The 13289-nt window shown below is 47.2% G+C and carries 11 protein-coding genes; 7 read left to right on the forward strand and 4 right to left on the reverse strand.

Features of this window, described 5'->3' with window-relative positions:
* Positions 1-46: 46 nt before the first annotated feature.
* Positions 47-538: a YfbM family protein gene (locus tag YWE_RS0125510; RefSeq protein ID WP_029096969.1), complete on the reverse strand. Its 492-nt coding sequence runs from the start codon at positions 536-538 to the stop codon at positions 47-49.
* A 221-nt stretch (positions 539-759) separates the two neighbouring features.
* Complete coding sequence (locus YWE_RS0125515) at positions 760-1743, reverse strand: quinone oxidoreductase (protein WP_029096970.1); 984 nt, start codon at positions 1741-1743, stop codon at positions 760-762.
* A gap of 147 nt (positions 1744-1890) precedes the next feature.
* On the opposite strand from YWE_RS0125515, the gene dnaB reads away from it, so the two are divergent.
* Together dnaB and alr are read left to right on the forward strand one after the other, a co-directional pair.
* Positions 1891-3315, forward strand: a complete 1425-nt coding sequence (gene dnaB, locus YWE_RS0125520) for a replicative DNA helicase (RefSeq protein ID WP_029096971.1) — start codon at positions 1891-1893, stop codon at positions 3313-3315.
* A 181-nt stretch (positions 3316-3496) separates the two neighbouring features.
* A complete protein-coding gene (gene alr / locus YWE_RS0125525) occupies positions 3497-4594 on the forward strand; it encodes an alanine racemase (RefSeq protein ID WP_029096972.1) in 1098 nt (365 codons plus the stop codon).
* Between the two features lie 91 nt (positions 4595-4685).
* Here the strand turns inward: alr and YWE_RS28785 are convergent, their stop codons facing one another.
* Positions 4686-6002 carry a cation:dicarboxylate symporter family transporter gene (locus YWE_RS28785; protein ID WP_051323596.1) on the reverse strand — a complete coding sequence of 439 codons (1317 nt, stop codon included), beginning with the start codon at positions 6000-6002 and terminating at the stop codon, positions 4686-4688.
* A gap of 593 nt (positions 6003-6595) precedes the next feature.
* Here YWE_RS28785 and YWE_RS0125535 point away from each other — a divergent pair.
* Positions 6596-6952 (forward strand): MmcQ/YjbR family DNA-binding protein, encoded by a 357-nt coding sequence (locus tag YWE_RS0125535; RefSeq protein WP_029096973.1) that lies wholly within the window; start codon positions 6596-6598, stop codon positions 6950-6952.
* 65 nt (positions 6953-7017) lie between these two features.
* Here the strand turns inward: YWE_RS0125535 and uvrA are convergent, their stop codons facing one another.
* Positions 7018-9849 (reverse strand): excinuclease ABC subunit UvrA, encoded by a 2832-nt coding sequence (gene uvrA / locus YWE_RS0125540; protein ID WP_029096974.1) that lies wholly within the window; start codon positions 9847-9849, stop codon positions 7018-7020.
* Between the two features lie 215 nt (positions 9850-10064).
* Between uvrA and YWE_RS0125545 the strand changes: the two genes are divergently transcribed.
* From YWE_RS0125545 to YWE_RS28790, 4 genes are all read left to right on the forward strand, one after another.
* On the forward strand, positions 10065-10577 hold the full coding sequence (locus tag YWE_RS0125545; protein ID WP_029096975.1) for a single-stranded DNA-binding protein: 513 nt from the start codon (positions 10065-10067) through the stop codon (positions 10575-10577).
* A gap of 99 nt (positions 10578-10676) precedes the next feature.
* Positions 10677-11927, forward strand: coding sequence for a vWA domain-containing protein (locus YWE_RS0125550; protein ID WP_029096976.1), 1251 nt, complete (start codon positions 10677-10679; stop codon positions 11925-11927).
* A 95-nt stretch (positions 11928-12022) separates the two neighbouring features.
* On the forward strand, positions 12023-12622 hold the full coding sequence (locus YWE_RS0125555; RefSeq protein WP_029096977.1) for a hypothetical protein: 600 nt from the start codon (positions 12023-12025) through the stop codon (positions 12620-12622).
* A 62-nt stretch (positions 12623-12684) separates the two neighbouring features.
* Positions 12685-13197, forward strand: coding sequence for a deoxycytidylate deaminase (locus YWE_RS28790; protein ID WP_071605942.1), 513 nt, complete (start codon positions 12685-12687; stop codon positions 13195-13197).
* Positions 13198-13289 lie beyond the last annotated feature (92 nt).

Here is a 13289-nt window from a genome sequence, read left to right on the forward strand (position 1 = left end):
AATGGCCGCCGGGGAGATATGACGGCCTGTACATGGTGCCTCTGACTTAGTAGATACTGACTACAATATGTCGATCGCCGTCCAGGGTATTTTTATAAAAGCTAATCAGCTGCTGTAACGCCTGTTCTAATTCAATAAACAGTGATTCTTTATCCTGTGGACGCCAGATGTCCGGATAGATCTCTGCTTGAGTAAGCCGGGCCGGGTCGAACGCTTCACGTAATTTTTCAACCTTCACTGCCTTGAGGGCCGAGATAATCTCATCTAACTCGTTATTGCCGATGGCGGCAATAAAATTATCTTCATCCATAACGTGGATACCCACAATGGCATCGCTTAACGGATTTTCTTCAAGTGGCGTGCTGGCAGAGATTCCTGTCAGTACGAAATGCAGTCCGTCCCACATCTTTCCGATATCCAGCGTATTATTTTTTTCCTGAAGCTCTTCAAGCGCATCGACCAGCGCTTGTCCTTCGAGGTCGATAAGGCTATTTAGCTGCTGTTCTTCAATCGCCATGTAGCAGGCATGCATTCCCATAATCGGTAATATCCAGTTAAAGTTATTTAAGTAAGTTGTTAGCCATGCTCGTCATATTTTAAGCCGCTTGGGTGTTGGCTGCGCTTGTTCGCCTCAGTCACATAGTGGCCTATGCTTCTGGTGACCCACTCCCTTGCCGCCTTCAAGCAACTCGAATTATTTAGGGTATAGACCCCATAATAAACAAGCGCCGGCGTTTTATCACCTCCGGCGCGGTTTTATTAAGGAAGTAGCAGGCTAGAACCCGACGTTGCGCGGCTCTCTAATGCTATATGTGCCTGAACGGCATCTTTAAGCGGGAATTTTTGTTCAGCAGAAACATTGGCATTGATTGCGCCACTGGCTATCATCGAAAACAGCTCATTGGAGGCATGCTGGAGTAATTGCTTGGTGGTAATGTAGTGGCCCAGAGAAGGGCGCGTGACAAATAACCCGCCTTTTTGATTGAGAATGCCTAAATCAACGCCGGTAACCGGACCTGAGGAGTTGCCAAAAGTAACCATCAGCCCGAGGGGCTTAATGCAGTCCAGCGAGTCCAGCCATGTAGCTTTGCCGACGGAATCATAAACCACATTAACTTTCTCGCCGTTGGTTAATTCTTTTACCCGTTGGGCAATATTCTCTTCCCGATAATTAATCGTTGCCCAGGCTCCGTCTCGCATAGCCTGAGCGGCTTTTTCTGGTGAACCCACGGTACCTATTAGCTTAACGCCTAACGCTTTAGCCCACTGACAGGCGATTCTGCCCACTCCGCCTGCTGCGGCATGAAACAGGATAATCTCCCCCGGTTTGACCTTATAAGTCAGGTGAAACAGGTAATAAACCGTTAACCCTTTGAGGAATGAGGCAGCGGCTTGTTCATAGGAGATAGCATCGGGCAGTTTGGCCACTTTATCGGCGGGTACACAGTGTAGCTCGCTATAAGCACCTAAGGCGGATTGGGCATATACCACCCGATCGCCAACGTTAATATGTGTCACTCCGGCACCCACTTTTTCCACCACCCCGGCGGCTTCAGTACCTAGCCCTGACGGCAGATGCGGCGGTGGATATAAACCGCTACGAACATAAGTATCAATATAGTTAATACCGATAGCCCTATTAGAAACCAGAACTTCGTTTGGCGCAGGTTCTTTGGGGGTAAAATCGACATACTGCAGTACTTCGGGCCCGCCATGGGCAGAAAACTCAATACGCTTAGCCATTATTTTTTCTCCGGGGGTGAGGTATTTTTTATCTAATATGATTTAAATTTAGCATAGCAGCGACGTTGATCGTTGGGTAGGTGGCTATCATCGCGTATACTGCATCATTGTTAATTTTTAATCGCAATTTGGATAGCTAACAATCCCATGTCTGGCAAAACACCTTTTACCAATAAGCAAAAATACCGTTCCGAACAACGGCCTATCGACCGTCAAATGGAAGGGCTGAAAATGCCACCTCATTCCCTTGAGGCTGAACAGTCTGTGCTCGGCGGCTTAATGCTGGATAACGAACGGTGGGATAATGTTTCAGAGCGTGTTGCGGCCAATGATTTTTATAGTCGCCCTCATCGGACAGTGTTTGCCGAAATGCAGCGTCTGCTGGAACAAAACAAACCGATCGATCTGATTACCCTATCAGAATCACTGGAGCAAAAAGGTGAACTGGATCAGGTCGGTGGTTTTGCTTACCTTGCTGAACTATCAAAAAACACGCCAAGTGCGGCGAACATTGGTGCTTATGCCGACATTGTACGCGAACGTGCCGTTGTTCGTGAGATGATTTCAGTGGCGAATGAGATTGCCGATGCCGGTTATGATCCTCAGGGGCGTACCAGTGAAGATTTATTAGATTTAGCCGAGTCTCGGGTTTTCCAGATTGCGGAAAGCCGGGCCAATAAAGATGAAGGCCCGAAAAGTATTGACCGTATTCTTGAAGATACGGTGTCCAGAATCGAACAGCTGTATCAAAGCCCGCACGATGGTGTGACCGGTGTTTCCAGCGGTTTTGTTGACCTCGACAAAAAGACCGCCGGGTTCCAGAAGTCAGATCTGATTATTGTCGCGGCCCGACCGTCAATGGGTAAAACCACTTTTGCCATGAACCTGTGTGAAAACGCAGCCATGATGCAGGATAAGCCGGTATTAATTTTCAGCCTGGAGATGCCCGGCGAACAGATTATGATGCGTATCCTCGCTTCTCTTTCCCGCGTTGACCAGACCAAAATCCGTACCGGTCAGTTGGACGATGAAGACTGGGCTAGGATCTCTAGCACCATGGGGATCCTGCTTGAAAAGCGCAATATGTATATTGATGACTCCTCCGGCCTGACGCCAACGGAAGTACGCTCGCGCGCCCGCCGGATTTTCCGCGAGCACGGCGGCCTTAGCCTGATTATGATCGACTACCTTCAGCTGATGCGCGTACCTTCTCTGTCCGATAACCGAACGCTGGAAATTGCTGAAATTTCCCGATCGTTAAAAGCACTGGCAAAAGAGCTTCAGGTACCGGTTATTGCCCTGTCTCAGCTTAACCGTAGCTTGGAGCAACGTGCCGATAAGCGCCCGGTTAACTCCGACTTACGTGAATCGGGTTCTATCGAGCAGGATGCTGACTTAATCATGTTTATCTATCGTGATGAAGTGTATAACGAAAACAGTGAAGAGAAAGGTATTGCTCAAATCATTCTGGGTAAACAGCGTAACGGCCCAATCGGCTCCGTGCGGTTAACTTTCCAAGGCCAATGGTCACGGTTTGATAACTACGGCGGCCCGCAATATGACGATGAATAATATTTTTTAAATCGGCAGCGGTCGGGTATAAAAAATTAAATGCCCGACGGTCCGCTTTATGGCGTCACTATTTCATACAGACTTCACAATCATATTATAAAAACAAAAGACCAATCCGTGGATACTGTCTGATTTCCAACGACTATCCACGCGGCAATAATGTATTAACCAAGGAATAAAGATGATCTCGGCAACGGCTGTAATCGATCGCAGCGCCCTCAAGCATAACCTGAATAGAATTCGTGAAATGGCACCGAAAAGCCGCATTATCACGGTGGTTAAAGCCAATGGTTACGGGCATGGTCTATTAGATGTTGCACACGCATTACCTGATTCAGACTGTTTTGGCGTCGCGCGTATTGAAGAGGCGCTGATGCTGCGCTCCGGCGGCGTAGTAAAACCCATCCTGCTGCTGGAAGGTTTTTTCTGTGCGGAAGATTTACCGCTGCTGGCGGTAAATAATATTGAAACTGTTGTACACAATATCGAACAGCTTGAGGCGTTAGAGCAAACTGAGCTCGACCGCCCTGTACACGTTTGGATGAAGCTGGATTCCGGCATGCACCGTTTAGGCGTTCGCCCTGAGCAGGCCGATGATTTTCACCGGCGCTTAAGTGCCTGTGAAAATGTAGTTCAGCCGGTTAATTTGATGAGTCATTTCAGCCGCAGTGATGAGCCTGAGGTAGATACCACCCGTAAGCAAATTGACTGCTTTAATGCTTTTGTTGACGGTAAGCCCGGCCTACAGTCGTTGGCCGCATCCGGTGGTATTTTGCTATGGCCTGAAGCCCATCGTGACTGGATTCGTCCGGGAATTATTATGTATGGCGTTTCTCCTTTAGCGGATTCTTATGCTGATACCTTTGGTCTGAAAGCCGCCATGACGCTAAAAGCCAGCCTGATAGCGGTTCGTGAGCACAAGGCCGGTGAAGCCGTTGGCTACGGCGGAACTTGGGTCAGTGAGCGTGATACCCGTTTGGGCGTGGTAGCCATTGGCTATGGTGATGGTTATCCGCGTAGCGCGCCTTCAGGAACGCCGGTTCGGGTTAACGGGCGTGAGGTACCGCTGGTTGGTCGGGTTTCGATGGACATGATCTCAGTTGATTTAGGTCCGGATGCTACTGACAAAGTCGGTGATGAAGTGGTTATCTGGGGGCCGGAACTTCCCGTTGAAACTATCGCAGCCTATACCGGAATTATTGCCTATGAGCTGATCACTAAGCTGACGGCCAGAGTTTCAACTAAATATATTGATAATCCATCAGGCACTCATTGGTAGAATAACAGCAGATAAAATTAATCCCGCTCCGGAGTTGACCTACGGAGCGGGATTTTTTTAACCCGCGTTCTGTTTTAATGTCTTCTTTTTATTACTCTTCTTCTGCTTCCAGCTTAGCGCGCAGCGTCGGATCGTATTGGCGGTTAATTTTAGCCACGGCAATCGTCGCCACCGTGTTACCAATGATATTCGTCACGGCCAGTGCCATCGACATAAAGCGGTAAACGCCAAACATAACGGCTACGCCTTCAAGCGGCAGCAATCCGGTGGTGGTGATGGTGGCAGCAAAGACCACAAACGCCCCGCCAGATACGGTTGCAGCACCCTTTGAGGTTAACAGCATAATAAGCAGGATACCGAACAGCTGCTCAAGGCTCAGCGGGATTCCATAAGCGTTAGCTAAGAAGATCACACCCATTGACATATAAATTGAGGTGCCATCCAGATTAAACGCATAGCCGGTAGGCAAAACCAGCCCGACGGTTTGTTTAGAAACGCCGTATTTAGGCAGCTTTTCCAACAGTCTTGGCAGTACGCTCTCTGAGGATGCGGTACCAAACGTGATATACAGCTCTTCTTTAATAAACTTAATGATATCAAACAGGTTAAGTTTAAAGATGGCGCATACGGTACCTAATACAATAACGATAAACAGGATTAGCGTGGCATAGAAAGCGAGCACTAAATAGGCCAGCTTAATCAGCATATCGACACCATTACTGCCTACCGCATAGGCAATGGCACCAAAGGTACCGATAGGTGCCAGTAGCATGATGACGTGGATAAACTTAAAGAATGCCTTGGCGACAAAGTTCAGCGCCTTTTCAACAACCAGACGCTCTTTTTCTTTCAGTAACAGAATACCGAAGCCAAACATCAGGGCCAGAACCAGCACCTGTAGCAGGTTATTGGATGAGAAAGCACCGACAAAGCTATCGGGGAAAATCTCAAGGAAGAAATGACCAAAAGACTGCGGAGCGGCGTGAGATGCCTGAATTAACGACTCTGCCTGAGAATTGACATTGCCTTCGACTAGCACCGTGCCACTGCCGACGCTAAATAATTCGCCCATGCCAAAGCCAAAAAGAATGGCAATAGTAGACACAATTTCGAAGTAAATAATCGCCGTTAGTCCAACCCGGCCTACCTGTTTAATATCACCCGCAGCGCCGATGCCTAAAGCAACGGTCAGAAAGATAAGGGGGGCTACGGCACTCTTGATTAACCGCAGGAAGATATCACCAAGAATTTTCAAACTGGTAGCAAATTCGGGCCAGATAAAGCCAACCAAAATACCAAGAACCATACTAACGGCAATTTGAAACCCCAGACCTTTCCAGAGCGCTTTTTTAGGAGGATTGGATAATACCGTCGGATTCTGCTCCAGAGTTTGAGTGTGATTTGTCATATAAGAATGCCTTAACTGTCTGTCTTGTAGGAAGATCAAAAAATAAGAATATGAAAAACGAGAGGGACGTTACTTCAGCTTGAGGTTAGCCGGAGCAGATGGCCTGCAGGTTGTTATGTTTCGAGGTGAAAACATAAATGTTAATTCTTATGGTTTAAAGTTAAACGTTATAATGTTGTTATAGAACTTTGTTACTGCATTAGCAATGGAACAGGGATAGGTTTTATGATCGCGCTGGCAAAATAAAGACATCGTTTAAAAAAAGCATTTTTAAGCCATGTTTTATTTCGCTTACTTTGTTATATACAAATACATCCCTATGCCAAACTGAGTAAAACTGAAATTAATCACTATCAGGAACGTAATATATAGTATATATGGTATATAACGATGTTCAGGCTGAATTACATAGATGATTCCAGATACTGCAGGTCATCGATACTAGCGAATTTTCTCAATTTTTTATTTGATCTAAATAGTGTATAACCCAAATTAGTTGCACATATTTGAATTTAATTTTGGCTAATTAAGCGTTGTTAATTAAATACATAAAGTAAGATAAATTTATTTAAATAATGAAAAGGGACGCCATCGTGAAGCATGAGACGTTAATTGAATATGGTTTAACCAAGTTGGGCTCGGTGCATGACTATGAAGCCGCATGGGAAGCTGACAGGCTTAAAGTCGCCGGTAAAATGTTTGCTTTGTTAGGTGATATTGATGGCCGTCCGATTATTACGCTTAAGTGCCCGCCAGCACTGGCAGAGCAGCTTCGGGATGCCAACCCAGAGGTGATTCCCGGGTATTATATGAATAAAGCCCACTGGAATACGCTGTTCCTTGATGGCCTTCTGGATAAAGCCTTTGTACATGAGATGATTGATATTTCGTATCAGGAAGTATTAAAGACGTTACCCAAGAAAGTGCAACTGACCCTCAGTGCTCCTTAGATAACGCGTGTGATGCTAAATATTAAGCGGGATAAAGCTTATAGGGTTTATCCCGTTTTATTGGTCTAACCCTTCGCCAGAATTGGCTTCAGGAAGCGCGCGGTATGAGATTTCTCACATTCTGCTACGGTTTCCGGCGTACCGGACACCAGAATTTCACCGCCGCCGCTGCCGCCTTCCGGACCTAAATCTACAATCCAGTCGGCCGTTTTAATCACGTCCAGATTATGCTCAATCACGACGATGGTATTACCCTGATCCCGCAGCTGATGAAGTACCGTTAACAGCTGTTCAATATCGGCGAAATGCAGGCCGGTCGTAGGTTCATCCAGAATATACAGGGTTTGACCGGTACCGCGTTTAGAGAGCTCTTTGGCCAGTTTCACCCGCTGAGCTTCACCGCCTGACAAGGTAGTGGCTGACTGACCTAAACGAATATAGGACAGGCCAACATCCATCAGGGTTTGCAGTTTACGCGACAGGGCAGGTACGGCATCAAAGAACTCGCGAGCATCTTCTACCGTCATATCCAGAACTTCATGGATACTCTTGTTCTTATACTTCACTTCTAACGTTTCACGGTTATAGCGCTTACCTTTACACTGATCGCAAGGTACGTAGATATCCGGCAGGAAGTGCATCTCGACTTTAATGACGCCGTCGCCCTGACAGGCCTCACAGCGCCCACCCTTGACGTTAAAACTGAACCGACCCGGATTGTATCCGCGGGTACGGGACTCCGGCACACCGGCAAACAGTTCACGAATCGGGGTAAAGATACCGGTATAGGTCGCCGGGTTAGAGCGAGGCGTGCGGCCGATCGGGCTTTGGTCAATATCGATAACTTTATCGAAGTGTTCCATCCCGGTGATTTCTTTATGAGGCGCAACCTCACCTTCAGCAGCACCGTTTAGCTGGCGCTGGGCAACAGGGTACAGCGTATCGTTAATCAGGGTTGATTTACCTGAACCGGACACGCCGGTAATACAGGTAAACAGGCCAACCGGAATGGTCAGCGTGACATTTTTCAGGTTATTGCCGGTCGCGCCGATGACTTTGAGCACCTTGCTTGGATCTGCCGGTACGCGCTGTGGCGGAATCGCGATTTGACGTTTGCCGGACAGATATTGGCCTGTTAATGACTCAGGAACGTTCATGATATCGTCAACGGTACCTTCCGCCACAATATAGCCACCGTGAACGCCGGCACCAGGGCCGATATCAATCACATGGTCTGCTTCGCGGATCGCATCTTCATCGTGTTCAACCACAATCACCGTATTGCCCAGATCGCGCAGGTGAATCAGGGTTTCCAGCAGGCGTTCGTTATCACGCTGGTGTAATCCGATAGATGGCTCATCGAGTACATACATTACACCAACCAGCCCGGCACCAATCTGGCTGGCAAGGCGGATTCGCTGGGCTTCACCGCCGGACAACGTCTCGGCTGAGCGAGACAGCGACAGATAGTTAAGGCCTACGTTAACCAGGAACTTCAGGCGATCGCCAATCTCTTTCAGAATTTTATCAGCGATTTGTGCACGCTGGCCTTCCAGCGACAAGGCACCAAAAAATTGCAGGGCGTCACCGATGCTCAACTCTGAAATTTCAGGCAAAGTGGTATTTTCAACAAAAACGTGGCGGGCTTCTTCTTTCAGACGGGTACCTTTACAGGTCACGCAAGAACGGTTGCTGATAAATTTAGATAAATCTTCACGTACGGCTGAAGATTCCGTCTCTTTATAGCGGCGTTCCATATTGTGTAACACCCCTTCGAACGGGTGCTTACGTACTGTGGTATCGCCACGGTCATTAACATATTTAAACTCAATGGTTTCTTTGCCTGAACCGTTTAGTACAGATTTACGGATACTGTCAGGCAGGCTGCCAAATGGCGCTTCAATATCGAATTTATAGTGCTCCGCCAGCGAGCGCAGCATCTGGAAATAGTAAAAGTTACGACGGTCCCAACCGCGAATGGCGCCGCCGGCCAGAGATAACTCTGGATTTTGCACTACGCGTTCAGGATCGAAAAATTGTTGCACGCCCAGCCCGTCACAGGTAGGACAAGCACCGGCCGGGTTATTGAATGAGAATAACCGCGGCTCCAGCTCTCGCATACTGTAGCCGCATACCGGGCAGGCGAAGTTGGCGGAGAACATTAATTCTTCAGCTTTGGTATCATCCATATCGGCGATGACAGCCGTGCCGCCCGACAGCATTAAGGCTGTTTCAAAAGATTCAGCCAGACGCTGAGACAGGTCTTCCCGGACTTTAAACCGGTCAACCACCACTTCAATCGTGTGTTTTTTCTGTAGTTCCAGCGTTGGCGGATCGGAAAGATCGCAGACTTCACCATCAATTCGGGCGCGTATATAGCCCTGACTGGCCAGATTTTCCAGCGTCTTAACGTGCTCACCTTTACGATCTTTAACAATCGGAGCGAGTAACATTAAACGGTTGCCTTCCGGCAGCGTCATCACTTTATCCACCATTTGACTCACGGTTTGTGCCGTTAGCGCAATGTCATGTTCAGGACAACGCGGCTCACCCACGCGGGCAAACAGCAGGCGCAGATAGTCGTGAATTTCAGTGATTGTCCCCACGGTTGAGCGCGGGTTATGAGAGGTTGACTTCTGCTCGATAGAAATCGCCGGTGAAAGACCTTCAATATGGTCAACGTCGGGTTTTTCCATCAAAGACAGAAACTGGCGAGCGTAGGCAGACAATGATTCGACGTACCGGCGCTGCCCTTCAGCGTATAAAGTATCAAACGCTAATGATGATTTACCTGAACCTGACAGGCCTGTAACAACAATAAGTTTGTTGCGCGGCATAATCAGATTTATGTTTTTTAAATTATGGGTGCGGGCGCCCCGGACTTCAATCTTATCCATCTTCTACAGGCCTTAAGTTACTTCCGACACGGAACTCAAAATTATCGCATAAACTAAACTGAATGGATATACAGTATTATGATGCAATCATATTCATGTTGTAATAAAATTTGTGCACTAAATTCCATCTTTCTACGGTAGTGTGGATCACCTATTGCCATGCTACAATCGATGGATTAAAAATCGTAGACCTTTACTCATTCAGGAGAATTGATATGGCCAGCAGAGGCATCAATAAAGTAATTCTTGTCGGAAATCTGGGGCAAGACCCGGAAATTCGTTATATGCCTAATGGTGGTGCCGTAGCGAATATTACTATCGCGACCTCCGAAAGCTGGCGTGATAAGCAAACCGGTGAGCAAAAAGAGCGCACCGAATGGCACCGTGTTGCTATTTTTGGCAAGTTAGCTGAAATTGCCGGTGAATATTTGCGTAAAGGTTCACAGGTCTATATTGAAGGTGCGCTGCAAACGCGTAAATGGCAGGATCAGGCCGGTCAGGATCGTTACACCACTGAAGTTGTAGTTAACGTCGGCGGCGTGATGCAAATGCTGGGTGGTCGTCAAGGCGGCGGCGCTCCGGATGGTCAGCCACAGCAGCAAGGCAGCTGGGGTCAGCCTCAACAGCCACAGGCACAGGCTTCACGTCCGGCACAAAGCAGTGCTCCGGCAGCGCCGCAGGGTGGTAATGAGCCACCAATGGATTTTGATGACGATATCCCGTTCTGATGTTAGTAGAACGATAAAAATGTTGTATAAAGAGCTCTATCTAACCATAGAGCTTTTTTTTGCTCTAAATTTACCCGATGACGCCTGAGGTATTAACAGATGGAACTGATTTCCGGACAAAACGTAGCGCTGACTGCCAGTCAATTAACGATTCAAGTGACTTATCAAAAAAATGGTTCTTTTGGCAGTAGTGACATAGATTTGTCAGCTTTTTTACTCACCAAGTCTGAAAAGGTCAGAGGCGATTGGGATTTTATTTTCTACAATCAACCTCAATCCGCAGATAACAGCGTTGGTATGATCGGTAGCGACGGTTTTCAGGTTTCACTAAACGATGTTCATCCTGATATTGAAAAAATCGCCTTTACTATGGTGATTGACGGTGCTGATGATATTAGCCGGTTACAGAGTTTATGCCTGACGATACAGGATCAAGCTTCGTTTCGCGTTCCGTTGACAGAGCGTAGTGAAAAAGCGCTGATTTTAGGTCAACTGTATCGTCATAGCGGCGTATGGAAGTTTAGGGCTTCTGGGCAGGGTTACAACGGTGGTTTGTTACCTTTGGCTCAGGCTTATGGCGTTGATGCAGTTGAGGATGAGCCCGCTCCAGCTCAATCACCTGCGGCCAGCCCTTCGGTTAGTCTGGAGAAAAAGCTGGAGATAAAGGCCCCTCATCTGGTGAGTCTGGTTAAATCCATTCGGGTAAGTCTTGAAAAACATAACCTAACTCAGGTTAAAGCTAGAGTTGCGTTTGTACTGGATGCATCAGGTTCAATGACTCAGCAGTTTAAACGGGGTAACGTTCAGGCCGTTTTAGACCGCATCGCGGCGCTGGCCGTGCAGTTTGATGATGATGGTTCCATGGAGGTTTGGGGATTTGCCGAACGATTTAAACAGTATCCTGATGTCAGTTTGGATAATCTGCAAGGCTACATTGAGAATATCCGACGAACGCCTAAGTCAGGGCGGTTTGAAATTCTGGGCGGGCTGGGTGGTGTTAATAACGAACCGCCGGTAATGGATGCGGTTATTGAAACCTTTAAAGGCAGTAAAGAACCGGTATTTGTGGTGTTTATTACTGACGGTGGCATTTCTAAAGCTAAAGCAATCAAAGATGCCATTCGTGTATCTGCAGACTATCCGATTTTTTGGAAATTCGTCGGATTAGGTGGTCATAACTACGGTATCTTGGAAGAGCTGGATAATTTTACCGACCGACTGATCGACAATACCAACTTCTTTGCCATCGATGATTTTAACAAAATGTCTGATGACGATCTTTATGATTTATTACTCACCGAGTTTAACGACTGGTTGAAACTGGCAAAAGAAAAAGGAATTTTAAGCTGAACACTATTTGTCAGATACGGCGGCGGCCATGGCTGTTTTTCTGCTTGTCTTGCCTGCTACTTATTGCTCTGCCATTTTTTCATGTTCCGGCGATGATGAGTATTATCGTAGGGCTGATTTTGCTGTCAGTGGTGGCTATTTTATATCGTGGAAAAAACCGGCGCAATGTGGCGCTGGCGTTGATTATTTTTTCCGGCGTTTGGTTCTGGCAGATCTATTTTACCTGGCAGGGGTACTTCTGGACTAATCTGGTGCGCATTGAGGCACTGGCGGATAAAATCACCGGCTATAAAAAAATTCATTCTCTTGCGATGGGAAGTGATGGCGAATATACCGATGATGATGGTCGTACCGTTCAGTATGACTCATATCGTTTTATCAATGGCACGTTGATTACCCATTATCCACAGGCACATAACCCTGATGCCTATCAGCCAGAATGGTTTGTTGATATCTATTGCCAGCAAAATCAAATATCTAAGCAAATGTATTTAGAACTTAGAGCCGATCTGGAACGGCTGAATCTGCACGGTTTTTATCTGGATGAAAACGGTGAGCTCTCTTTGACCCTATGGCAAAGAGGCGGGGTACCTTGGATTATTGAACTGGTTCGTGCGCCTGACGGTGCCGGTATTAGTGGCAGTTCTGAAATAGAAAAGCTCTTCTTTGGCTGGTATATTGTGACCAGAGCATAATTTAGTGACGATATCATATTCAGATATCCAATCATTCAACCTATTACCCCCGGAGCGACAGTATGGAAAGGCATGAGTACTATATGAATATAGCGATAGCCGTACGTAAAAAAGCCAACTGTCTTGGCCGTAAAGTGGGCGGTGTGATGGTGAAGGATAATCGGATTATTTCGACCGGTTATAACGGTACGCCAGAAGGTATCACCAACTGTACTGACGGCGGCTGCGTTCGCTGCCGCGATCGGGCTGCTTATAAGGCCAGCGTCGGTTATGACGTTTGCATCTGCGTTCATGCTGAACAAAATGCGATAATTTCCGCGGCGCGCTTTGGTAATCCGGTGGAAGGTTCGGTGGTTTATTCAACGCTGCGTCCGTGCTTCGACTGCACTAAATCGATGCTTCAGGCCAAAGTTCAGGCAATTTATTATCTCCATGACTGGAAACATCCGATCGGTGAATTACAGGAACAGTATCAATTATTGCAGGATAAGTTTCCCGGCGGCGTGCATCAGGTCGTGATGGAAGATCCTGAGGCTGATTGGGCTAATGCGGTATCTGCGCCGGTTCAAAGCTAATACTTATACCCGTCATACTTCAAGCTGCATCTTTGTTGGCTGCGTTCACTCGCCCGAATCACTTACCTGAGTAAGCTCATCGGGACTCGCTC

The sequence above is a fragment of the Budvicia aquatica DSM 5075 = ATCC 35567 genome, from assembly GCF_000427805.1.
In the GTDB taxonomy this organism is placed as follows: Bacteria; Pseudomonadota; Gammaproteobacteria; order Enterobacterales; family Enterobacteriaceae; genus Budvicia; species Budvicia aquatica.